Genomic DNA, 21,756 nt, shown 5'->3' with positions numbered 1-21,756 from the left:
TGTCAGGGTGTGCCGAGTGTACGACAGAAGCCGCGGCATACGAGCTAGGCAAAAACGCTTATTGAGAAGTTGTCGATATTTTATTGACAATGTGCGCTAACATTGCCGTCCGAACCGTGCCAGTCCGATGACGCAACCCCGCATTTATCCGCTCGGCGATGCCGCCCTCGTCTGCGAGGTGCCGCCGCCCGCCACGCTCGATTGCCAGCGCCGCGTCTGGGCCGTCGCCGAGGCCGCACGCGCGTGGCCCGACGTGATCGACGTCGTGCCCGGCATGAACAATCTTACGATCGTGTTCGATGCGCTCGCCGCGACGGCCGAGTCGCTCACGCCGGCGCTGCGCGACGCGTGGGAAACCGCCGACGTCGAGCACGCGGACGGCCGCGAGATCGAGATCCCGGTCGAATACGGCGGTGCCGCCGGCCCCGACCTCGCGGCGGTCGCCGCGCACACGGGGCTCGCGGCCGACGAAGTCGTCGCGCGCCACGCGGCCGGCGAATACGTGGTGTTCTTCATCGGCTTTCAGCCGGGCTTCGCGTATCTCGGCGGCCTCGATGCGTCGCTGCACACGCCGCGACGCGCGGCGCCGCGGCTCGAGGTGCCGGCCGGCTCGGTCGGCATCGGCGGCGCGCAGACGGGCATCTATCCGGCCACGTCGCCCGGCGGCTGGCAGCTGATCGGCCGCACGTCGCACGTGCTGTTCGACCCGGCCCGCGCGCAGCCGACGCTGCTGCTGCCCGGCGACCGCGTGCGCTTCACCATTGCCGGAGTCGACGCGACATGACCCAGAACACCGCACCGGGCACGATCGAGGTCGTCCGCGCCGGCCCGCTGTCGACCGTGCAGGATCTCGGCCGCCGCGGCACGCGCCATCTCGGCGTCGCGCAGGGCGGCGCGCTCGACGGCCTCGCGCTCGAGGTCGGCAACCGCCTCGTCGGCAACCGCCCCGACGCGGCCGCCGTCGAAATCACGATCGGGCCGGCCGCGTTCCGCTTCACGCGCGCGGCGCGCATCGCGATCACCGGCACCGAATTCGGCGCGACGCTCGACGGCAAGCCCGTGTACTCGTGGTGGAGCCTGCCGGTCGACGCCGGCCAGACGCTCGTGCTGCCGGCCGCCAAGCGCGGGATGCGCGGCTACCTGTGCATCGCGGGCGGCATCGACGTGCTGCCGATGCTCGGCTCGCGCAGCACCGATCTCGCGTCGCGCTTCGGCGGCCTCGGCGGCCGCGCGCTGCGCGACGGCGACCGGCTCCCGGTCGGCGTGCCGCCGGCCGGCGCCGGCTGCCTCGCGGCCGATGCGCCCGAATTCGGCGTGAAGGCGCCTGCGTGGTGCGCGTTCGTGCGCGTCGACGAGCCGCCGCGCCGTCACCGGCCCGCGCATGCGCCGTGGGCGATGCCCGTGCGCGTGCTGCCCGGCCCCGACTACGCGTCGTTCGCGGCCGATTCGCAGCAGGCGTTCTGGGATGAGGAATGGCTCGTCACCGCGAACAGCAACCGGATGGGCTATCGGCTCGCCGGTGCCGAGCTCGCGCGCGAGCGTCCGGTCGAGCTGCTGTCGCACGCGGTGCTGCCCGGCACGATCCAGGTGCCGCCGAACGGCCAGCCGATCGTGCTGATGCACGACGCGCAGACCACCGGCGGCTATCCGAAGATCGGCACGGTAATCCGCGCCGATCTGTGGAAACTCGCGCAGGCGCGGCTCAACCTGCCGATCCGCTTCGTGCGCACGACAGCCGACGCCGCGCGCGCCGCGCTGACCGCGGAGCGCGCGTATCTGCGGCAAATCGACGTCGCGATCGAGATGCGCGAGGAAACCCGACGCCGCACGCAATCGCGCGCAGCGTGACAATGGCGGAAGCAGGACGAAGGACGCGCCACGCGATCAGTGGACGAGGAACATCATGGAAATCGATCTGAATGCCGATCTCGGCGAAGGATGCGGATCGGACGAGGCGCTGCTCGACCTCGTCACGTCGGCGAACATCGCATGCGGCTGGCATGCGGGCGGCGCCAATGCGATGCGCGACTGCGTGCGCTGGGCCGTGCAGAAGGGCGTGTCGATCGGCGCACACCCGAGCTTTCACGACCCGGAGAATTTCGGCCGCAAGGAAATGCAGCTGCCGGCCGGCGACATCTACGCGGGAGTGCTGTACCAGCTCGGCGCGCTGTCGGCGATCGCGCAGGCCGAGGGCGGCCGGATCGCGCACGTGAAGCCGCATGGCGCGCTGTACAACCAGGCCGCGCGCGACCCGATGATCGCGGACGCGGTCGTATCGGCGATCCACGACTTCGATCCGTCGCTCGCGGTGTTCGGGCTCGCGAACAGCGTGTTCGTCGCGGCCGCGCGCCATGCGGGACTCGCCGCGGTGGAGGAAGTATTCGCCGATCGCGGCTACCGCGCGGACGGCTCGCTCGTGCCGCGCAGCCAGCCCGGCGCGCTGATCGACGACGAAGACGCGGTGCTCGCACGCACGCTGGACATGGTGCGCGAGCGGCAGGTGCGCGCGGTGAGCGGCGAATGGGTACCGCTCAATGCGCAGACGGTCTGCCTGCACGGCGACGGCCCGCATGCGCTCGCGTTCGCGAAGCGGATCCGCGCGGCACTCGAAGCGGCCGGCGTCGACGTCGTCGCGCCCGGCGCGCTGCAGGCCGACGAACGCGCGTAGCGGCAGTTCGGCACCGTCGCGGCCCGGCCCGACAAATCCGCCGCCCCAAAAGAAAAAAGCGCCCTCGTGGCGCTTTTCTGTTGGCACAATCGCCGCGGACTTCGCCGTCTGTCGATTCGCCACCCCGAAACCGTCGTTCGACGGTGACCGGAAAGATGCTCCGGATTAAAAAACGTCCGCCGCCGCCCGATTACTGCTTCCCCCGGTCGGACGACGGAACGTCGCTTATACCGCAAGTCTGCCGCATGCATTTGTTGTGCCGACGATGTTTGGCCCCGCCGTGCATGCAGACACTCCGCGGCCGGCACGATCATTCGTGCCGGCTACGCTAACCCCGCGCTTTGTTTTCTGCTACCCCGTAGAACTTTATCTATTCTTTTCATTTTTTCAACTTGTGGGATGAAGAATAGAGATTGGCAGAACGGGATGTCAATCGTTTTAAACGCTATTTACTGAGGTTTCGAGGGTTTTCCTTATCGGCGCGTACGGCCGCGCATCCGCACTGGATCGTCTCTGCGCCGTCGATCAAACGGGGGAGGATCGAGGAACGCCGTCGCGCGCGATCAGTTCGCGTCGACCCGGTATCCTTGCTGGCGCAACAATTCGAGCACGCCGCGCCGGCCGCCCAGATGCAGCGCGCCGATCGCGACGAATACCGGCCGGTTCGGCGCCGCGATTGCCGTCATCCGTGCAACGAAGCGCCGGTTGCGCTCGTACAGGATCTTGTTGTCGATCGCGGCCGACAGCGCCTTCGAACGGGCCAGCCGTTCGCTCTTCGCGACCGCCCACGCGGAGATCGCGTCGGCGTCGCCAATTTGCCACAGCCGGTGCAGCGCCTTGATGTCGTCGGCGTTCTGTGCGGGCGTCTGCACCATGTCCTGCGCGAGCATCTCGCGCTGCTCGGCGAGCGTGAGCCCGGTGAACGCGCGCATCTGCTCGGCGAGCGTCTCGAGCCCGATCACGCGGCCGCCCTTCTTCTTCAGGAACACGTTCTGCAGCTGCGCCTCGGTGCCGAACTCGGTCTGCAGGCCGGCCGACAGCGAGTCGTAGGTCTCGACGACCAGCGCCGCGAGCCACGGCCGCATCCGGCGAATCTCGGCGAGCGCGGCCGGGTTGCCGCGCAGCCGCGCGGCGAGCCGCTGCCACAGCGGCTCGGGAAGCAGGCGCTGCAGGCACGGGTAGCGGCACACGCCGTACTTCGACACGTCGTCCTGCGATTCGAGCAGATCGTCCGGCGACAGCTCGAGCGCGAGCGTCGGCGACGCGGCGAGCGCCGCGAGGATCGGCGACCGGAACGGCTGGGCCGGCGGATAGTCGGACGGGTCGCCCGTGTGCAGCGTGCCGAGCACGTACAGCGTGACCTTGCCCTTGGTGGCGACATAGAACGGCATGCGCGCGGGCTGCACGCGCACCGTGCCGCGCGCGACCGTGCCGTTCGACACGGACGGCGCGTGAAAGCCCGGCAGGCTCATGCCGGGCGGGACCTGCGACGGATGGATCGGCGAAGTCGCCGGCGCGCGCCCTTCGGCACGCACGGCGTCGACCGGGACCAGCACACTGGCGGCCACGCACGCGCCGGCCAGCGCCGCGCGCGTGACCGTGCGCACGCTCCAGCGCCGTGCGTTGCGGCACGCGCGCATCACGTGCGCGCGGCCGGCCCCCGAACGGCGCACGCCAGGCGCGCGCGCCGCCAGACCATCAGGCATTCGCCTCCCCCACCTCCTCGGCGCGATGGCAGGCCACGCGGCGTCCGTCGACGTCGCGCAGCTGCGGTTCCTCGACACGGCAGCGCTCGATCGCGTACGGGCAGCGCTGGTGAAACGCGCAGCCCGACGGCGGATTGAGCGGCGACGGCAGCTCGCCCTGCAGCTTGATCTGCACGCGGCGGTCTTCCTCGAAGATCGCCGGCGTCGCCGACATCAGCGCGCGCGTGTACGGATGGCGCGGCCGCGCGTAGATCGTCGCCTTGTCGCCGAGCTCGGCGACGCTGCCGAAGTACATCACCATCACGTCGTCCGCGACGTGCTCGACCACCGACAGGTTGTGCGAGATGAACACGTAGCTCGTCTTGAACTGTTCCTGCAGGTCCATGAACAGGTTCAGGATCTGCGCCTGGATCGACACGTCGAGCGCGGACACCGGCTCGTCGGCGACGACGATCCGCGGATCGAGGATCATCGCGCGCGCGATCGCGACGCGCTGGCGCTGACCGCCCGAGAACATGTGCGGATAGCGCTTCGCGTGCTCGGGCCGCAGGCCGACCGTGCGCATGATCTGCGCGATGCGCGCCGCCCGCTCCGCGGCGGTCAGCTTCGCGTTGATCTCGAGCGGCTCGGACAGCGTCTGCTCGACGGTCTTGCGCGGATTCAGCGACGCGAACGGGTTCTGGAACACCATCTGCACGCGGCGGCGCAGGTCGGCGACCGTCTCGCGATTCGCGCCGGCGACGTCCTTGCCGTCGATCGTCAGATGGCCGGACGTCGGCGTCTCGATCATCGTGAGCTGGCGCGCGAGCGTCGACTTCCCGCAGCCCGATTCGCCGACGACGGCGAGCGTCTTGCCGCGTCTGAGCGTGAACGACACGCCGTTCAGCGCCTTCACGGTGCCCTGCCCGAACATCCCGCGCTTGACCGTGTAGTGCTTCGCGAGCTGGTCGGCGACCAGCACCGCCTCCTCGTCGTGCGAAGCCGCACGCGTTTCGTGGACTGCATTCATCGTGCGCCTCCCGTCAGGTCGAGGTTGGAAACATTGAGCGGCTTGATGCAGCGCGCACGCATCGCGTCGTCGGCCGCCACCAGCGTGTCGAGCGCCGGGCGCGCCTTGCGGCAATCGTCGACGACGTACTTGCAGCGCGGCGCGAACAGGCATCCGGACGGGCGATCGTCGCGGCCCGGCACCATGCCCGGCAATGCGGCAAGGCGACGCGCACCCTTATTGTGCTCGGGAATCGCCGCGAGCAGCGCTTCGGTGTACGGATGATGCGGCGCACGGAAGATGTCCGGCACGCGATTGGTCTCGATGACCTCGCCCGCATACATCACCGCGACGCGCTGCGCGACTTCCGATACCACGGCGAGGTCGTGCGAGATCAGCACGAGCGCCATCCCGCGCTCCTTCTGCAGCTTCACGAGCAGATCCATGATCTGCGCCTGGATCGTCACGTCGAGCGCGGTGGTCGGCTCGTCGGCGATCAGCAGCTTCGGGTTGCACGCGACCGCCATCGCGATCATCACGCGCTGGTTCATCCCGCCCGACATCTGGTGCGGAAACGCCGCGATGCGGTTCTTCGCATCGGGAATGCCGACCTGGTCGAGCAGTTCGAGCGCGCGCCGGTGCAGCGCGTCGCCGCGCAGGCCTTCGTGCAGCTTCAGCACCTCCTTGATCTGGTAGCCGACCGTGTAGCTCGGGTTCAGGCTGGTGAGCGCGTCCTGGAACACCATTGCGATGTCCTTGCCGACGATCCTGCGGCGCGCCTTTGGCGACGCCTTCAGCAGGTCGACGCCGTTGAACGTCACTTCGTCGGCCGTCACCTTGCCCGGCGCATCGATCAGGCCCATCAGCGCCATCATCGTCACGCTCTTGCCCGAACCCGATTCGCCGACGACGCCCACCACCTCGCCCGGCGCGATCGACAGGTTGATCCGGTCGACAGCAGGCAGGCCGTTGAAGTTCACCGCGAGATTGCGGATGGTCAGAAGATTCTGTGTCATGTCAGGCCATCCGTTTCAGTTTGGGATCCAACGCGTCGCGCAGCCCGTCGCCGAGCAGGTTGATCGCGAGCACCGAAATCAGGATCGACAGGCCGGGCATCGTCACGATCCACCACGCGTTGTCGATGTAGTCGCGTGCGGACGCGAGCATCGCGCCCCACTCGGCGGTCGGCGGCTGCACGCCGAGGCCAAGGAAGCCGAGCGCGGCCGCGTCGAGGATCGCCGACGAGAAACCGAGCGTCGCCTGCACGATCAGCGGGGCCGTGCAGTTCGGCAGCACCTGCGAGAACATCAGACGCAGCGTGCCGGCCCCGGCCACGCGCGACGCCGTCACGTACTCCTTCTGCAGCTCGCCGAGCGCCGACGCGCGCGTGAGACGCACGTAGGCCGGCAATGCGACGATCGCGATCGCGAACATCGTGTTGGTGAGGCCCGGGCCGATGATCGCGACGACCGCGACCGCGAGCAGCAGCGACGGCAGCGCGAGCAGCACGTCCATGATGCGCATCACCGGCGTGTCGGCCCACTTCTGGAAGAACGCGGCGACGAGCCCGAGCACGATGCCGGGGATCAGCGCGAGCACGACCGACACGAAGCCGATCCAGAACGACATCCGCGCGCCGAACATCAGCCGCGAAAGGATGTCGCGGCCCGCTTCGTCGGTGCCGAGGATGAATTGCCAGTTGCCGCCGGCGAGCCATGCGGGCGGGATCTTCACGTAGTCGCGGTATTGCTCGACCGGGCTGTGCGGCGCGATCAGCGGCGCGAGGATCGCGACCAGGATCAGCACGAGCACGACGATGCCGGCGCCGACGGCGCCGCGGTTGCGCGAGAAGTTGGCCCAGAACTCGCGCAGCGCGAGCGCGCGGCCGCCGGCCGGCGCGGATTCGCTCGGCAGGGTATTTTGCAGATTGCTCATGGAATTACCTCGTGTGGCGGATGCGCGGATTCAGCACGCCGTACAGCAGGTCGACGACCAGGTTCACGACGATCACGAGCGTCGCGATCAGCAGGATGCCGCCCTGGACGACCGGATAGTCGCGGCGGCCGATTGCATCGATCAGCCACTTGCCGACACCGGGCCACGAAAAGAGCGTCTCGGTCAGCACGGCGCCCGCAAGCAGCGTGCCGATCTGCAGGCCGATCACGGTGACGACCGGGATCAGCGCGTTGCGCAGCGCATGCACGACGACCACGCGCGCGGGCGACAGCCCCTTCGCGCGGGCCGTGCGGATGTAGTCCTCGCGCAGCACTTCGAGCATCGACGAGCGCGTCATCCGCGCGATCACCGCGAGCGGGATCGTGCCGAGCACGATCGCTGGCAGGATCAGGTGGCTGACCGCCGACTTGAACGACCCTTCGTCCGGCGCGAGCAGCGCGTCGATCAGCATGAAGCCCGTCGGATGCGGGAAGTCGTATTCGACCGCGATGCGGCCCGACACGGGCGTCCAGCCGAGATACGACGAGAACACCATGATGAGGATCAGCCCCCACCAGAAGATCGGCATCGAATAGCCGGTGAGCGCGGTGCCCATCACGCCGTGATCGACGACCGAGCCGCGCCGCAGCGCGGCGATCACGCCGGCCGGCAGCCCGACCACGAGCGCGAATACCAGCGCGCACAGCGACAGTTCGACGGTCGCCGGGAAGCGCGCGAAGAATTCGCCCGCGACGCTGGTGTTGGTGATGATCGACGTGCCGAGGTCGCCATGCAGCGCCCGGCCGATGTAGTGGAGATACTGCAACGGCAGCGGCTGGTCGAGCCCGAGGCGTTTCATCGCCTCTGCATGCATCGCGGGATCGACGCCGCGCTCGCCCATCATCACTTCGATGGGGTCGCCCGGTATCAGGTGAATCAGCGCAAACGCCAGGATGGTGATGCCGATGAAGGTCGGAATCACCATGCCCACGCGGCGCAACACGAATGTGAACATGATGCGTCTCGTATTTTCTTGTGGGAAATGTGCGACCGGCGACGGGAAGCTCGTGGCCCCCCGCCGCCGGATGAATTAGCCGGTCTTCGCGACAGCTTACGACACGCGTGTTACTTCACGCCAACACCGTCGAAGCGGGCGTAGCCGAGCGGTTCGATGCGCATGTCGACTACGTTCTTGCGGACCGGCTGGTAGACCGTCGAGTTCGCGATCGGCGAGAACGGCAGCTGCTGCGCGAAGATCTGCTGCGCCTGCGTGTAGATCTTCGTGCGCGCGTCCTGGCCCGTCGTCGTGCGGCCCTTCTGGACCAGCTCGTCGAACGGCTTGTAGCACCAGTGCGAGAAGTTGTTGCCCTTGATCGCCTCGCAGCCGAGCAGCGTGCCGAGCCAGTTGTCCGGGTCGCCGTTGTCGCCCGTCCAGCCGATCAGCATCGTGTCCTGCTCGCCCGTGTGTGCACGCTTGATGTACTCGCCCCACTCGTACGTGACGATCTTCGCCTTCACGCCGATCTTCGCCCAGTCGGCCTGGATCATCTCGGCCATCAGGCGCGCGTTCGGGTTGTACGCGCGCTGCACCGGCATCGCCCACAGCGTGATCTCGAAACCGTTCGGGTAGCCTGCCTTCGCGAGCAACGCCTTCGCCTTCGCGGTGTCGTACGCGGCCATCTTCAGGTTCTTGTCGTACGACCATTGGGTCGGCGGCATCGGCGCGCTGGCAGCCTGGCCCGCGCCCTGATAGACGGATTCGAGGATCGCCTTCTTGTTGATCGCCATGTCGAGCGCCTGACGCACTTCGAGCTTGTCGACCGGCTTGTGCTCGACGTTGTACGCGAGGTAGCCGAGGTTGAAGCCCGGCTGCGACGGCATGTCGATGCCCGAGTCGGCCTTCAGCGTCGCGATGTCGGCCGGACGCGGATAGCTCATCACCTGGCATTCGTTGCGCTTGATCTTCTGCACGCGCACGCCCGGATCGGGCGTGATCGAGAAGATCAGCTTCGACAGCTTCACCGCGCCCTTCTTCCAGTAATCAGGATTGCCGTCGAACCGGATCGTCGCGTCCTTCGTGTAGCTGCGGAAGATGAACGGGCCCGTGCCGACCGGCTTCTGGTTGATGTCGGCCGCCTTGCCGGCCTTCATCAGCTGGTCGCCGTATTCGGCCGACAGGATCGACGCGAATTCCATCGCCATGTTCTGGATGAACGGCGCATTCGGCTCGGCGAGCGTGAACTTCACGGTGTACGGATCGACCTTCTCGACCTTCGTGATCAGCTTGTCGAGGCCCATGTCGGTGAAGTACGGGAACGACACCGGGTACGCCTTGCGGAAAGCATTGTTCGGGTCGAGCATGCGCTCGAACGTGAACACGACGTCGTCCGCGTTGAATTCGCGCGTCGGCTTGAAGAAGTCGGTCGTGTGGAACTTGACGCCGTGGCGCAGGTGGAACGTGTACACCTTGCCGTCGGACGACACGTCCCATTTCTCGGCGAGGCCCGGTTCGACCTTGGTGCCGCCGCGCTCGAATTCGACGAGGCGGTTGTAGACGGTGAACGTGGCGGCGGTGAAATCGACGCCGGTCGTGAATTGCGCGGAATCAAAACCCGCCGGGCTGCCTTCTGAGCAGTAGACGAGCGTTTTGTTCGGGATCTGTGCGAATGCAGAACCCGCGACGCCGAGCGATGCCGCTGCCACGCCTGCAATGGCGGTAACACGCAGGGTGTGCAACAGACGGTTGTATTCCATGTTTCCTCCAGGTCTCCAGATCGGAACCGGTCCCGCAGGGGGGCCGGGGTACGCGGATATTACTTGAGCTAGCGATTCTGCAACAAGCTGGAGAAAAAACTCTTCTAGACGCGTTTACACGGGTTTTTGCCGATGTCTCGCTCATGCGAAAGGTGCGTGTGCACGCGCGAGCGGCGATTTCGTTCATCCGGCGCGTGTTTCCTTCGACAACTAAACAATTCCCGCGCGCATGCGAACGCGCGTCACACGGTTTTCGCGCGCGTTTTCCGGAGGACGGTGGCGATCGTTACGTTTTCTGAAACGATGCGATGCGTGCAAGGTCGTGCGCCGTCACGCCGGCGCGTCGAGATCCGCGCTGCGTGCCGGTACGAACGCGACCGCGACGATCGACAGCGCGAGCCCCGCCATCACGTAATAGGTGGGCGCGAGCGGCGTGCCCGTCACCTTGATCAGCCACGTGACGATGAACTGGCCGAAGCCGCCGAACAGCATCACGGCGACGTTGTACGCGATCGACAGCCCGGTCGAGCGCACGTTGGCCGGGAACAGCTCGGCGATCATTGCGCCGAACGGCCCGTAATAGCCGGCGAGCGTCACCGACAGGATCGCCTGCACCGCGATCAGCCGGCCGATGCTCGGCGCCGCGTCGAGCCACGCGAACAGCGGATACATCAGCGCGAGCGTCAGCACCAGCGACCACAGCGACAGCCCCTTGCGGCCGATGCGGTCCGACCACGCGCCGGCAATCGGCGACAGCACCATCAGCAGCAGATTGCCGGCGATCACCGCGTAGAACGACTCCGCATACGGCAGCTTCAGCTGCTTCACCGCGAAGGTCGGCAGATAGCTGATCAGCACGTAGATGGTCACCGTCAGCGCGATCACCGAGCCGAGCCCGCACAGCACCTCGCGCGGATGGCGCGTGAACACTTCGCCGAGCGTCGCGCGGCGCGCGCTTTGCTGTGCATGCAGGAATGCTTCGGAATCGGCGAGATGGCGGCGGATATAGAAGCCGATCGGGCCGATCACGAGCCCGAGAATGAACGGCACGCGCCAGCCCCAGCTGCGCAGCGCGTCGGGCGACAGCCCGCGCGTGACGGCCGCGCCGACCAGCGCGCCGATCAGCAGCGCGGCCGCCTGGCTCGCCATCTGCCAGCTGCCGTAGAAGCCGCGTTTCGAGAACGGTGCGGCTTCGATCAGCAGTGCGGTCGCGCTGCCGAATTCACCGCCGGCGGAGAAGCCCTGCAGCAGGCGGCCGAGCACGATCAGCAGCGGGCCGCCGATGCCGATCGCCGCGTACGGCGGCGCAATCGCGAGCAGGAAGATGCCGGCCGTCATCAGCAGGATCACGAGCGACAGCGCGGCCTTGCGGCCCGCGCGGTCCGCATACAGGCCGAACACGATGCCGCCGATCGGGCGCATGAAGAACGCGACGCCGAACGTCGCGGTAGTCAGCAGCAGCGACGAGTATTCGCTGGACGTCGGGAAGAACAGCTCGGCGATCACGACCGTCATGAAGCCGAACACCGTGAAGTCGTACCACTCGAGCGCGTTGCCGATCACGGCTGCCGCGACCGCACGCCGGTTCAGCGCACGCTCGGGCCGGACCGTTTTCGTTGAATTCGCAATCGTCGCCATGCGTGCCTCGTCCTCGTGAATTCGCCGTGTCGGGCGGTGCGGCGCGCGGGGTGGCCGCGGCGCGCTGGTGTGCAGCGAGTGTAGAAAGCGACGGAACCGATTTCAAGCATAAAAAACGCCCGCCATCGTCCGATGGCGGGCGTTTTGCGGTTTTCGCCACATTGCGGCATCGCATGATGCCGCCGCGGGCATCAGCCCATCTTCGAGAAAGCGCTGCACCAGCCCTTCGCCGACACCTGCTTGCCGGGGAACGCGCCGCACGGGCCCGAAGCCGAGCCCTTCTTGCCCTGGTACAGCATGCAGGCCGCGCAATCCTGGCCCGCTGCGTATTTCGGATACTTCGTCTTGTCGACCTTCGTGGCATCGGCCTTGTAGCCGAGCGCCACTGCGGTCGGATCCGTTTCCGACAGCATCGGCGCATCGGCCAGCGCTTCGCGCGACAGCGCCAGCGCGGACACCGCGCCAATGCTCGTGATCAGGAAACTCCGACGGGTTGCTTTCATGGGGGACTCGCTCCAACGTTATCGGTTTGAAAGCCGTTCTGGCGACGGCCGTTCGACAGAATAACCGTCAAGCGGATAAATGTGCGCGCCGAAATGCCGGAGATAAGGGATTTCACACGGCCGGCTCACGCGGCCGCTCCGCACGCGCGGGCCGGTTCCGTCATGCATGCGACGTCATGTCGCCGACCCGCTGCGCGAGCGCGAGCGACGCGGTCAGCCCCGGCGACTCGATGCCGAACAGGTTCACGAGCCCGCGCACGCCGTGCTGCGCGGCGCCCTGCACGATGAAGTCGGCCGGCGGCTCGCCGGGCCCCGCGAGCTTCGGCCGGATCCCGGCGTACGCCGGCTGCAGCGCGTCGTCGGGCAGTTCCGGCCAGTACGCGCGGATCGACGCGTAGAACGCGTGAGCACGCGCCGGATCGACTTCGTAGCGCAGCGCATCGATCCATTCGACGTCCGGCCCGAAGCGCGCCTGGCCGCCGAGATCGAGCGTCAGGTGCACGCCGAGCCCGGCCCGGTCGGGCATCGGATAGACGAGGTGCGAGAACGGCGCGCGCCCGGACAGGCTGAAATAGTTGCCGCGCGCGAGATAGAGCGGCGGCACCCAGCGCGGGTCGAGCCCGCGCGTGCGGCGTGCGAGCGCCTGCGCGCCGAGGCCCGCGCTGTTGATCACGCATGCGGCCTCGATTTCGGTCGGCGCGTCGCCGCCGGTGCGTACGACGAAGCGGCCGCCGCGCAGCACGTCGATCGACTCGACCGGGGATTTCAGCGCGCACATCGCGCCGTTGCGCTCGGCGTCGCCGAGCAGCGCGAGCATCAGCTGGTGGCTGTCGACGATACCGGTGCTCGGCGAGAACAGCGCCTCCACGCATTCGAGCGCGGGCTCGAGCGTCTGCGCTTCGGTGCGCGTGAGCGGCATCAGGTCGAGCACGCCGTTTTCCGCCGCGCGCGCGGCGATCGCCTTCAACTGCTTCACCTGCGCGGCGCTCGTCGCGACGACCAGCTTGCCCACGCGCCGGTGCGGCACGTGATGCGTGTCGCAGAATTCGTACAGCAGATCGCGCCCGTGCACGCACGACGTCGCCTTCAGCGAGCCGCGCGGATAGTACAGCCCCGCGTGGATCACCTCGCTGTTGCGCGAACTCGTGCTCGTGCCGATCGCGTCGGCCGCCTCGAGCACGATCGTCTCGCGCCCGCGTACAGCCAGCTCGCGCGCGATCGCCAGACCGACGACGCCCGCGCCGATCACCACACAATCCATCTGCTCCATAGCGTTTCGCGTCGCTCATGCGTCGAGGGGAGAGATGATAATTGTACGTCCCGGTTCGCCCGCCCGCCGGTGCATCCGCATCCATGTATACGCGCGGACCGGCGGCGCCCGACGCGCACCGCCCCGCTCAGAATCCGATCGGCCGGCGCTTCGCCGCGCCCTCGTCCGCGCGAATGTCGGAGGGTGCGATCACGTCGCGGCCATCGAGCCGCGCGGCGCCGAACGCGTGCAACAGCGCGCGGCGCATCGTGCGCGGCGGTGTCGCGGCCAGCACGTCGAGCACGTCGTCGTCGAGCGTGTCGGGGAAGCGGCGGCCCCACGCGTGCGACGAGCGGATCTCGTCGTAGATCGTCCGCGCGATCCGCCGCGCGCCCGCGGCATCCGGCGGCGCGATCTCGTACACGTTCATCCGGTTCAACAGCGGCTCCGGAATCGCGTGCGCGTCGTTCGCGGTCGCGATCCAGATCACGTTGCCCGCATCGATCGGCACTTCGGCGAATTCGTCGACGAATGCGCGCGCGGTGTCGTGCTCGAGCAGCGCGTACAGCGCGCCGAGCGGATCGTATTGCGCGTCGCTGCCGGCCTTGTCGATCTCGTCGACCGCGATCACCGGATTCGCGTAGCTGCCGTTGACGAGCGCATCGAACACCTTGCCGGGCTTCGCGTTCTTCCACTGCGACGACGCGCCCGACAGGATCCAGCCGGCCGTCAGCGAACTCATCGGCACGTAGTGATACGCAGTGCCGAGCAGCTGCGCGAGTGCCTTCGCGAAATGCGTCTTGCCGATCCCCGGCGGCCCCAGCAGCAGGATCGGCATCAGTTCGAGCCGGTCTTCCGTTTCGAGGCACAGCGCGACCTGCTTGCGCACGTCGCCGAGCGGCTCGGTGAAATTGGGCAGCGCGTCGCCGAGTTCGTCGAACGACGGCATCCGGTTCGGCTTCACGCAAAAGCGCAGATTGCCGGTCTTGAGCATCCGCTCGTAAGTGGCGCGCAGTGCATCGCTCGCGCTCTCGTTCAGGTCGTTCAACGCCGTCTCGACCTGCTCGAGGTCGTACACCGTGCTGAAGGACGCCACCGCCAGTTCCTGTTTCACCATCGCCGTCGTCATACCAACCTCGCTACTGCTGCCGTCACACACTCATCAGACCCTTACGATTTCAGTGTAGCGATCCCGCCGTCGGGCGCAAGCAAGCAGCCGCCGGCGTCTGCTGCTAACACCGCGCGCGCACTGCAGCGTCGTGCGGCGCGGCGTATCATCGACGGTTCACCGGCCGTCGCGCCGGGATTGCCGGCGGCGCCCGTGCGGCGCCGCGCGCTCCGTTTCGAAGGGTTGCCGATGTCCGTTCCCGCTGCCGAACCGCGCGTCGACGCCGACGCCAATCGCGCCGTCGAAGCCGTAGACGACGCGCTCAAGTCGCGCCGCTCGATTCGCGCGTTCCTGCCCACGCCGGTGCCGCGCGACACGCTCGAGGCGATCCTCGAAGCCGCGAGCCGCGCGCCGTCGGGCACCAACATCCAGCCGTGGCACGTGTACGTCGCGACCGGCGCAACGCGCGACGCGCTCGCCGCGGCCCTCACCGCCGCCTACGACGATCCGGCGCGCGACGAGAAATACGTCGCCGAGTACGATTACTATCCGCGCGAATGGGTGTCGCCGTATGTCGACCGGCGCCGCAAGGTCGGCTGGGACCTGTACGGGCTGTTGAACATCGGCCGCGACGAAAAGGCGCGCATGCACGCGCAGCACGCGCGCAACTTCCGCTTCTTCGACGCGCCGGTCGCACTGTTCTTCACGCTCGACCGCATCATGACGCACGGCGCCTGGCTGGACTGCGGGATGTTCCTGCACGGCGTGATGACGGCCGCGCGCGCACGCGGCCTCGATACCTGTCCGCAAGCCGCGTTCGTGCCGTTTCACCGGATCGTCGCCGAGCATCTCGACATCCCCGCGAACGAACAGCTCGTGTGCGGAATGTCGCTCGGCCATGCGGATCCGGACGCGATCGAGAACCGCCTCGTCACCGAGCGTGCGGGCGTGGCCGAGTTCGCGCGCTTTTACGCTTGAAAACGCGCGGCATGCACCTACCTTTCGATCAGGACCGGATCGTGCTGCGAACCTGCCGCGACGGATCCGGTCACACCACCGTCCAAATCGATCGGGCGTAAGATGTGCGTCCGTTCCCCGCTATCCCGCGTTTCCGGAGAAGTTCCATGCTGAAACACGGCCTGGCCGTCCTGCTTGCGAGCGTCGCGCTCGCGGCCCATGCGCAGAGCCCCGCACCGGCGGTCGTCGCGTGGGAGATCCAGGTGGTGCGCGACGGTCAGACGATCGACACGTTCCAGCAGCGCACCACCGTCGGCCAAACCCGTACCGACACCCATCGCTATCCGTCCGCCGTGCCCGTCGGCTGCGGCAACGCCGCGCGCGTCGTGCCGACCGAGCGCTCGCGCTCGATCACGGTCGCGCCGCTGACCGTCGACGACGCCGCGCACACCGTGTCGCTCGCGCTCGACGTGCAGGAAACGCTCGACGACGAAACCGCGACGCGCAGCGATCCATGCCTGCCCGCGTCGCCGCGGCAGATCGTCGCGAGCCATCCGGGGCTCGCGGTCGGCGCCGACGCGTGGACCGACTGGACGCTCGTCGAGCAGCGTCCGCATCTCGTCTATCGCGTGCGTGCGCACGTCGCAAAGGACTGAGCGCCATGTCCGCCGACGCCCTGGCCTTGCCGTTCGCCGAACCGCACGCGGCCCCCGACGAAATCACCGCGGTCAGCTGGAACCTGCACAAGGGCCGCTCGCCGCTCGGCTTCACCGCATGGAACGCGATGCGCAACTGGATGCAGTCGACGCACGCCGACGTGTATTTTCTGCAGGAAGCGATGGCGCGCCGCATGCCGCGCCCGATGCTCGCCACCGGCTTCGGCGCGCCGATCGACGACGCGGTCGACGACGTGTGGCACTGCCAGGCCACCGAGATCGCGCAGGCGCTCGACTGGCAGATCGCGCTCGGGCCGAACGTGTTCAAGCCGTCGTGGCGGCACGGCAACGCGATCCTGTCGCCGCATCCGCTCGACCTCGGCGGCCGCTGGGACATCTCCGCGCACCGCTTCGAGCGGCGCGGGCTGCTGGTCGCGCGGGCGACGCTCGCCGGTTCGCGCCCGGTCACGCTGCTGTGCGCGCACCTCGCGCTCACGCGCGCCGCGCGGCTGCGCCAGATGCACTGGATCGCGCACTGGATCGTGCGCAACGCGGGCGACGAGCCGCTCGTGCTCGCCGGCGACTTCAACGACTGGCGCAACGATTCGGTCGCGCTGTTCGGCGAGATCGGGCTGTCCGAAGTCGCGACGCTGCTCGGCCAGTCGGGCCGCACGTTTCCCGCGTTCTCGCCGGCGCTCGCGCTCGACAAGATGTTCGTGCGCGGGCTGACGCCGCTCGAATGGCAGGCGCCGTCCGGCGAAACCGCGTGGCTGTCCGATCACCTGCCGTATATCGCGCGGCTGCGGCTCGATCCGGCGCCGCCTGCCGCGCAGTGAGCGCGGCCGCGCGGCGCACTGTGCGGCGCCGCGCTCGCCGGTCTCGGCGCGAAGCTCGCGGCCGATCGCTGAAAGCTCGCTGAAATGATGCGTTGTGCCAAATCCGCGCAGCCGCGCGGGTCAAGCCCGCATCTGCCCCAAGCAGGGTAAAATACCGAGTTACTCAAACGTCTGTCATCGAGAGGGCGCGTGTCCGACGCGCCGGCCGGCCGATCCGCGATCGGGCCGACGCACTCGGTTTTTTTGCCCGTTTTTGGGCCCGTTACACGCGTCCGCTACGCGCGTCCGTTTTCAAAGCCATGAGCAAATACGACACCGCCACCGTCCAATCCGTCCATCACTGGACCGACACGCTTTTCAGCTTCACCTGCACCCGTGAGCCGAGCCTGCGCTTCAACAACGGCGAATTCACGATGGTCGGCCTCGAGGTCGACGGCAAGCCGCTCGCGCGCGCCTACTCGATCGTCAGCCCGAACTACGAAGAGCACCTCGAATTCTTCAGCATCAAGGTCCAGAACGGCCCGCTGACGTCGCGCCTGCAGCACCTGAAGGTCGGCGACACCGTGCTGATCGGCAAGAAGCCGACCGGCACGCTCGTCGCCGACAACCTGCTGCCCGGCAAGACGCTGTGGATGCTGTCGACCGGCACGGGCCTCGCGCCGTTCATGTCGATCATCCGCGACCCGGACATCTACGACCGCTTCGACAAGGTCATCCTGACGCACACGTGCCGCCTGAAGGGCGAACTCGCGTACATGGACTACATCAAGCACGACCTGCCGGGCCACGAATACCTCGGCGACATCATCAAGGAAAAGCTCGTCTACTACCCGACGGTCACGCGTGAAGCGTTCGACAATGAGGGCCGGATCACCGACCTGATCGCGACGGGCAAGCTGTTCACGGATCTCGGCGTGCCGGCGTTCTCGCCGGAAAACGACCGCGTGATGCTGTGCGGCAGCACCGCGATGCTGAAGGACACGACGGACCTGCTGAAGCAGGCCGGCCTCGTCGAAGGCAAGAACAGCGCACCGGGTCATTACGTGATCGAGCGCGCCTTCGTGGACTGATCGATCCCCGAATTTGTGCCGCATCAAGAACCGGAGCGAAAGCTCCGGTTTTTTTTCGTCCTGACTTGGCGAATTCGTAACAAACTGGGACCATCTCATCTCAAATAGTTACATTTTGATACGGCCGGGGCGCGTGCTTTCCTGTCGGTGTTTTTCCTACAACACCTTCATTCCGATTATTCACATTTACCCTTAAATGTCCGCCCAGCATGACGTTTTCCAAATTTTTGAGATATTATTCGCCCCGCGTGGCCGCCGATCGGGCGACCATTGGAGGGTCGGACTCAAACGTTACGAGATGTAACTTTTGTTACCTCGGCATGGGCGATTCTCTGGCGGCGGCCGTCATCGAACCGGCAGCCGATCCACGCAGCCAAGCCGGTGTCTGAACCGCTTTCTGACAGCAGGGAGAGTCATGGATACGTCGCTCAACGCGCCCCCCGGCGCCCACGCCCCGTTCCCGTCGCGGCAGCAGCTCGCACACGGCTGCGCCGCGACTGCCGTCATGGCCGATGCTCTCCCCAAACGCGACGCTTGCGCTGCCCGGATCGCGGCGCTGTCCACCCAACTGATGGTCGCCGACGAAGCGGCGCGCCGCCATCTGGCCGGCGAGCTGCATGACGGGCTCGGCGCCGAACTCACCGCCGCACGATTCGCGCTCGCCAACGTTCAGACCTGGCTGCCGGCCGATGCGCCGGACGGCTGCATGCGTGCGCTCGAACTCGCGCAGCGGGCGCTCGACGCGGCGACCGACGCGAACCGCCGGCTGATCGACGAGCGCGACACGCCGGCGCTCGACGGCGGCCTCGTCGGCGCGTTGTCGACGTGGGTCGACAGCCACGCGGCACGCACGGGCCTGCGCACGAGCTTCGTGTGCGCGGCCGACGCGCGGCTCACGCAGCTCGGCGGCGCGAGCGCGCTCGCGATTTTCCGCGTCGCGCAGGAAGCGCTGTCGAACGTCGCGAAGCATGCGCGCGCGGCGTCCGTCGACGTGCGGATCGACACGGACGGCACGCATCTGTCCCTGATCGTCACCGACGATGGGACCGGTTTCTCCCGCAGCCGGCGCGCCGGCTACGGCCTCGCCGGCATGCGCGCGCGCTGCGAGGCGTTCGGCGGCAGCTTCGACGCGGGCACGCCGGCATCGGGCCGCGGCACGCGCGTCACCGCGCGCTTCGCGTGGGATTCGCTGTTCGCGGTGCCGGCCGCCGCGCGCCGCACGTCGCGCTGAGGTCGCCATGAGCCTGAACATCCTGCTCGTGGACGATCACGCGATCGTCCGGCAAGGGATCCGCCATCTGCTGGTCGACCGCGGCGTCGCGCGCGACGTGACCGAAGCCGAGACCGGCGCGGACGCGGTCGCCGCGATCGACCGCGACACCTTCGACGTGATCCTGCTCGACATCTCGCTGCCCGACACGAACGGCATCGAGCTGCTCAAGCGCATCAAGCGCAAGCTGCCCGCGACGCCGGTGCTGATGTTCTCGATGTACCGCGAGGACCAGTACGCGGTACGCGCGCTGAAGGCCGGCGCGGCCGGCTACCTGTCGAAGACGGTGAATGCCGCGCAGATGATCGGCGCGATCCAGCAGGTCGCGGCGGGCCGCAAGTACGTGAGCCCGGCGATGGCCGAGGCGCTCGCCGAATACGTGTCGTTCGAGAACGAACCGCTGCCGCACGAGAAGCTGTCCGACCGCGAATACCAGACGCTCTGCATGCTCGCGTCCGGCAAGCGCCTCACCGACATCGCGAACACGCTGTCGCTGTCGGTGAAGACGGTCAGCGTGTACCGGTCGCGGCTGCTCGAGAAGATGCGGCTGTCGAACAACGCGGAACTCACGTTCTACGTGATGAGCAACCGGCTCGTCGACATGGCGCCCGCGTCGGGCGCGTGATCCGCCGGCGTCGCCGCACGCGCGCGATTCGCCGCGCCGGCATGCCCGGCGCCGGCCCGGCCGCCGCCGATCGCGCGCAAGCGCTTGTTTTATCGGACGATTCCCGCACGCACCGCTGCGCCGCAACGGGTCTTCCGCGCCAAATCGGCTAAAATTCCGGGTTTTCACTCAGTCGGCGCCGCCGGGTTCGCGCGCGCTGGAGACTCATCCGCAATGTCCCTCTTCCGCAAGAAAAACGTCGATCGCATGATCGCCGGCGCGCACGGCGCCGGGCTCAAGAAAGCGCTCGGCGCAATCGACCTCACCTTCCTCGGCATCGGCGCGATCATCGGCACCGGCATCTTCGTGCTGACCGGCACGGGCGCCGTGCAGGCCGGCCCGGCGCTGATGCTGTCGTTCGTGATCGCCGCGATCGCGTGCGGCCTCGCGGCGCTGTCGTACGCCGAGTTCGCGTCGACGATCCCGGTCGCGGGTTCGATCTACACGTATTCGTACGCGACGCTCGGCGAGCTGGTCGCGTGGATCATCGGCTGGGACCTGATGCTCGAATACGGCCTCGCGGCGTCGGCCGTGTCGGTCGGCTGGTCGGGCTATCTTCAGTCGCTGCTGCAGGGCTTCGGGCTTTCGCTGCCGACCGTGCTGACCGCCGCGCCCGGCGCGATTCCGGGCGTCGTCACGTGGTTCAACCTGCCCGCGTTCCTCGTGATGCTGGTGATCACGACGCTGCTGTCGATCGGCATCCGCGAGTCGACCCGCATCAACAACGTGATGGTGTTCATCAAGGTGTCGGTGGTGCTGCTCGTGATCGCGGTCGGCCTGTTCCACGTGACGCCCGCGAACTGGAAGCCGTTCATGCCGCACGGCTGGAACGGCGTGTTCGGCGCGGCGGCCGTGATGTTCTTCGCGTTCATCGGCTTCGATGCGGTGTCGTCGGCGGCCGAGGAAGTGAAGAACCCGAAGCGCGACCTGCCGATCGGCATCATCGCGTCGCTCGCGGTGTGCGCGGTGCTGTACGTGACGGTCGCGGCGGTCGCGACCGGCATCGTCCCGTCGGCCCAGTACGCGAACGTGTCGCATCCGATCTCGTATGCGCTGCAGATCGCCGGCGAGAAGTGGGTCGCGGGCTTCATCGACCTCGGCGCGGTGCTCGGGATGCTGACCGTGATCCTCGTGATGAGTTACGGCCAGACGCGGATCATCTTCGCGATGTCGCGCGACGGGCTGCTGCCGGCCACGCTGTCGCGCGTGCATCCGCGCTACGCGACACCGTTCCTGACGACCTGGCTCGTCGGCCTGTTCTTCGGGCTGATCGCCGCGCTCGTGCCGCTCAACGTGCTCGCCGAGCTGATCAACATCGGCACGCTCGCCGCCTTCTCGATGGTGTCGATCGCGGTGCTGGTGCTGCGCCGCACGCACCCGGAACTGCCGCGCGCGTTCCGCTGCCCCGGCGTGCCGGTGGTGCCGATCCTCGCGGTCGGCGCGTGCCTGTTCCTGATGCTGAACCTGCAGCCCGTCACGTGGGCGGCGTTCGGCATCTGGCTCGTGATCGGCCTCGTGATCTACTTCCTGTATTCGCGACACCACTCGAAGCTCGCGCGCGGCCAGCACGACGCGCACTGATCCGCGCCGCCGCGCGCGCATGCCGCGCGCGGCGGTCCGCTGCCGCACGGCGCCATCCCTCTCCGGCCCCCGTGCGGTCCGCGTGTCTTCCCCTCTTCCGCCTCCAGGCCGCCGGGCAGGCGCCGCGCCCGTGCGTGCAAGCTGCCTGATCGTCCCGATGTCTTGCCCGATCG

Annotated in this window: 20 protein-coding genes; 10 read left to right on the top strand and 10 right to left on the bottom strand. The window is 67.8% G+C overall.

All coding sequences use genetic code 11. From position 1 onward, the window contains the following. Nucleotides 1-127 precede the first annotated feature (127 nt). From pxpB to pxpA, 3 genes are read left to right on the top strand one after another with little or no spacing between them, the layout of a single operon-like run. Complete coding sequence (gene pxpB / locus Q3A80_RS22235) at nt 128-784, top strand: 5-oxoprolinase subunit PxpB (RefSeq protein WP_446331024.1); 657 nt, start codon at nt 128-130, stop codon at nt 782-784. Next, nucleotides 781-1,848: a 5-oxoprolinase subunit C family protein gene (locus tag Q3A80_RS22230; RefSeq protein WP_446331023.1), complete on the top strand. Its 1,068-nt coding sequence runs from the start codon at nt 781-783 to the stop codon at nt 1,846-1,848. The genes pxpB and Q3A80_RS22230 overlap by 4 nt, the downstream gene beginning before the upstream one ends. A gap of 55 nt (nt 1,849-1,903) precedes the next feature. Beyond that, complete coding sequence (gene pxpA, locus Q3A80_RS22225; protein ID WP_446331022.1) at nt 1,904-2,668, top strand: 5-oxoprolinase subunit PxpA; 765 nt, start codon at nt 1,904-1,906, stop codon at nt 2,666-2,668. 563 nt (nt 2,669-3,231) lie between these two features. Here the strand turns inward: pxpA and Q3A80_RS22220 are convergent. The 10 genes from Q3A80_RS22220 to Q3A80_RS22175 all read right to left on the bottom strand — a co-directional run bounded on the left by Q3A80_RS22220 (nt 3,232) and on the right by Q3A80_RS22175 (nt 14,570). Beyond that, nucleotides 3,232-4,374: a TraB/GumN family protein gene (locus tag Q3A80_RS22220; protein ID WP_446331021.1), complete on the bottom strand. Its 1,143-nt coding sequence runs from the start codon at nt 4,372-4,374 to the stop codon at nt 3,232-3,234. Then, the gene (locus tag Q3A80_RS22215) at nt 4,367-5,383 is read right to left on the bottom strand and encodes a peptide ABC transporter ATP-binding protein (RefSeq protein ID WP_446331020.1); all 1,017 of its coding nucleotides are present in this window, start codon (nt 5,381-5,383) and stop codon (nt 4,367-4,369) included. The genes Q3A80_RS22220 and Q3A80_RS22215 overlap by 8 nt, the downstream gene beginning before the upstream one ends. Continuing rightward, a complete protein-coding gene (locus tag Q3A80_RS22210; RefSeq protein ID WP_446331019.1) occupies nt 5,380-6,378 on the bottom strand; it encodes an ABC transporter ATP-binding protein in 999 nt (332 codons plus the stop codon). Before Q3A80_RS22210 ends, Q3A80_RS22215 begins: the two co-directional genes overlap by 4 nt. A gap of 1 nt (nt 6,379) precedes the next feature. Beyond that, a complete protein-coding gene (locus tag Q3A80_RS22205) occupies nt 6,380-7,297 on the bottom strand; it encodes an ABC transporter permease subunit (protein WP_446331018.1) in 918 nt (305 codons plus the stop codon). Between the two features lie 4 nt (nt 7,298-7,301). Continuing rightward, a complete protein-coding gene (locus Q3A80_RS22200) occupies nt 7,302-8,312 on the bottom strand; it encodes an ABC transporter permease subunit (RefSeq protein ID WP_446331017.1) in 1,011 nt (336 codons plus the stop codon). A 110-nt stretch (nt 8,313-8,422) separates the two neighbouring features. Next, nucleotides 8,423-10,051, bottom strand: a complete 1,629-nt coding sequence (locus tag Q3A80_RS22195; RefSeq protein ID WP_446331016.1) for an ABC transporter substrate-binding protein — start codon at nt 10,049-10,051, stop codon at nt 8,423-8,425. Nucleotides 10,052-10,381: 330 nt separating this feature from the next. After that, on the bottom strand, nt 10,382-11,689 hold the full coding sequence (locus tag Q3A80_RS22190) for an MFS transporter (protein WP_446331015.1): 1,308 nt from the start codon (nt 11,687-11,689) through the stop codon (nt 10,382-10,384). A gap of 191 nt (nt 11,690-11,880) precedes the next feature. Beyond that, nucleotides 11,881-12,192 (bottom strand): high-potential iron-sulfur protein, encoded by a 312-nt coding sequence (locus Q3A80_RS22185; protein ID WP_040142448.1) that lies wholly within the window; start codon nt 12,190-12,192, stop codon nt 11,881-11,883. Nucleotides 12,193-12,352: 160 nt separating this feature from the next. Next, complete coding sequence (locus Q3A80_RS22180) at nt 12,353-13,462, bottom strand: NAD(P)/FAD-dependent oxidoreductase (protein ID WP_446331014.1); 1,110 nt, start codon at nt 13,460-13,462, stop codon at nt 12,353-12,355. A 127-nt stretch (nt 13,463-13,589) separates the two neighbouring features. Continuing rightward, nucleotides 13,590-14,570, bottom strand: a complete 981-nt coding sequence (locus Q3A80_RS22175; RefSeq protein WP_446331013.1) for an AAA family ATPase — start codon at nt 14,568-14,570, stop codon at nt 13,590-13,592. A gap of 228 nt (nt 14,571-14,798) precedes the next feature. Here Q3A80_RS22175 and Q3A80_RS22170 point away from each other — a divergent pair, with 228 nt between their 5' ends. The 7 genes from Q3A80_RS22170 (at nt 14,799) to Q3A80_RS22140 (ending at nt 21,583) form a co-directional block, all read left to right on the top strand. Continuing rightward, entirely contained in the window at nt 14,799-15,527 is a 729-nt protein-coding gene (locus Q3A80_RS22170) for a nitroreductase (protein ID WP_446331012.1), read from the top strand. 146 nt (nt 15,528-15,673) lie between these two features. Next, nucleotides 15,674-16,162, top strand: a complete 489-nt coding sequence (locus Q3A80_RS22165) for a hypothetical protein (protein ID WP_446331011.1) — start codon at nt 15,674-15,676, stop codon at nt 16,160-16,162. A 5-nt stretch (nt 16,163-16,167) separates the two neighbouring features. Next, nucleotides 16,168-16,998 carry an endonuclease/exonuclease/phosphatase family protein gene (locus tag Q3A80_RS22160; RefSeq protein ID WP_446331010.1) on the top strand — a complete coding sequence of 277 codons (831 nt, stop codon included), beginning with the start codon at nt 16,168-16,170 and terminating at the stop codon, nt 16,996-16,998. A 299-nt stretch (nt 16,999-17,297) separates the two neighbouring features. After that, nucleotides 17,298-18,068 (top strand): ferredoxin--NADP reductase, encoded by a 771-nt coding sequence (locus Q3A80_RS22155; protein ID WP_175928093.1) that lies wholly within the window; start codon nt 17,298-17,300, stop codon nt 18,066-18,068. 415 nt (nt 18,069-18,483) lie between these two features. Further along, the gene (rqpS, locus tag Q3A80_RS22150) at nt 18,484-19,299 is read left to right on the top strand and encodes a quorum system sensor histidine kinase RqpS (RefSeq protein ID WP_446331009.1); all 816 of its coding nucleotides are present in this window, start codon (nt 18,484-18,486) and stop codon (nt 19,297-19,299) included. A 7-nt stretch (nt 19,300-19,306) separates the two neighbouring features. Beyond that, nucleotides 19,307-19,963, top strand: a complete 657-nt coding sequence (rqpR, locus tag Q3A80_RS22145; protein ID WP_446331008.1) for a response regulator transcription factor RqpR — start codon at nt 19,307-19,309, stop codon at nt 19,961-19,963. 213 nt (nt 19,964-20,176) lie between these two features. Beyond that, entirely contained in the window at nt 20,177-21,583 is a 1,407-nt protein-coding gene (locus Q3A80_RS22140) for an amino acid permease (RefSeq protein WP_446331007.1), read from the top strand. The last annotated feature ends 173 nt before the right edge of the window (nt 21,584-21,756 follow it).

It is taken from the genome of Burkholderia sp. SR8 (assembly GCF_052851275.1).
Note: the sequence above shows the minus strand (reverse complement) of the source record. Positions and strands in the feature narration are given on the sequence as shown.

Bases quoted from the DNA above. Each gene is read 5' to 3' on its own strand.
- pxpB (WP_446331024.1), top strand. From the start codon at position 128: ATGACGCAACCCCGCATTTATCCGCTCGGCGATGCCGCCCTCGTCTGC.
- Q3A80_RS22230 (WP_446331023.1), top strand. From the start codon at position 781: ATGACCCAGAACACCGCACCGGGCACGATCGAGGTCGTCCGCGCCGGC.
- pxpA (WP_446331022.1), top strand. From the start codon at position 1,904: ATGGAAATCGATCTGAATGCCGATCTCGGCGAAGGATGCGGATCGGAC.
- Q3A80_RS22220 (WP_446331021.1), bottom strand. From the start codon at position 4,374: ATGCCTGATGGTCTGGCGGCGCGCGCGCCTGGCGTGCGCCGTTCGGGG.
- Q3A80_RS22215 (WP_446331020.1), bottom strand. From the start codon at position 5,383: ATGAATGCAGTCCACGAAACGCGTGCGGCTTCGCACGACGAGGAGGCG.
- Q3A80_RS22210 (WP_446331019.1), bottom strand. From the start codon at position 6,378: ATGACACAGAATCTTCTGACCATCCGCAATCTCGCGGTGAACTTCAAC.
- Q3A80_RS22205 (WP_446331018.1), bottom strand. From the start codon at position 7,297: ATGAGCAATCTGCAAAATACCCTGCCGAGCGAATCCGCGCCGGCCGGC.
- Q3A80_RS22200 (WP_446331017.1), bottom strand. From the start codon at position 8,312: ATGTTCACATTCGTGTTGCGCCGCGTGGGCATGGTGATTCCGACCTTC.
- Q3A80_RS22195 (WP_446331016.1), bottom strand. From the start codon at position 10,051: ATGGAATACAACCGTCTGTTGCACACCCTGCGTGTTACCGCCATTGCA.
- Q3A80_RS22190 (WP_446331015.1), bottom strand. From the start codon at position 11,689: ATGGCGACGATTGCGAATTCAACGAAAACGGTCCGGCCCGAGCGTGCG.
- Q3A80_RS22185 (WP_040142448.1), bottom strand. From the start codon at position 12,192: ATGAAAGCAACCCGTCGGAGTTTCCTGATCACGAGCATTGGCGCGGTG.
- Q3A80_RS22180 (WP_446331014.1), bottom strand. From the start codon at position 13,462: ATGGAGCAGATGGATTGTGTGGTGATCGGCGCGGGCGTCGTCGGTCTG.
- Q3A80_RS22175 (WP_446331013.1), bottom strand. From the start codon at position 14,570: ATGACGACGGCGATGGTGAAACAGGAACTGGCGGTGGCGTCCTTCAGC.
- Q3A80_RS22170 (WP_446331012.1), top strand. From the start codon at position 14,799: ATGTCCGTTCCCGCTGCCGAACCGCGCGTCGACGCCGACGCCAATCGC.
- Q3A80_RS22165 (WP_446331011.1), top strand. From the start codon at position 15,674: ATGCTGAAACACGGCCTGGCCGTCCTGCTTGCGAGCGTCGCGCTCGCG.
- Q3A80_RS22160 (WP_446331010.1), top strand. From the start codon at position 16,168: ATGTCCGCCGACGCCCTGGCCTTGCCGTTCGCCGAACCGCACGCGGCC.
- Q3A80_RS22155 (WP_175928093.1), top strand. From the start codon at position 17,298: ATGAGCAAATACGACACCGCCACCGTCCAATCCGTCCATCACTGGACC.
- rqpS (WP_446331009.1), top strand. From the start codon at position 18,484: ATGGATACGTCGCTCAACGCGCCCCCCGGCGCCCACGCCCCGTTCCCG.
- rqpR (WP_446331008.1), top strand. From the start codon at position 19,307: ATGAGCCTGAACATCCTGCTCGTGGACGATCACGCGATCGTCCGGCAA.
- Q3A80_RS22140 (WP_446331007.1), top strand. From the start codon at position 20,177: ATGTCCCTCTTCCGCAAGAAAAACGTCGATCGCATGATCGCCGGCGCG.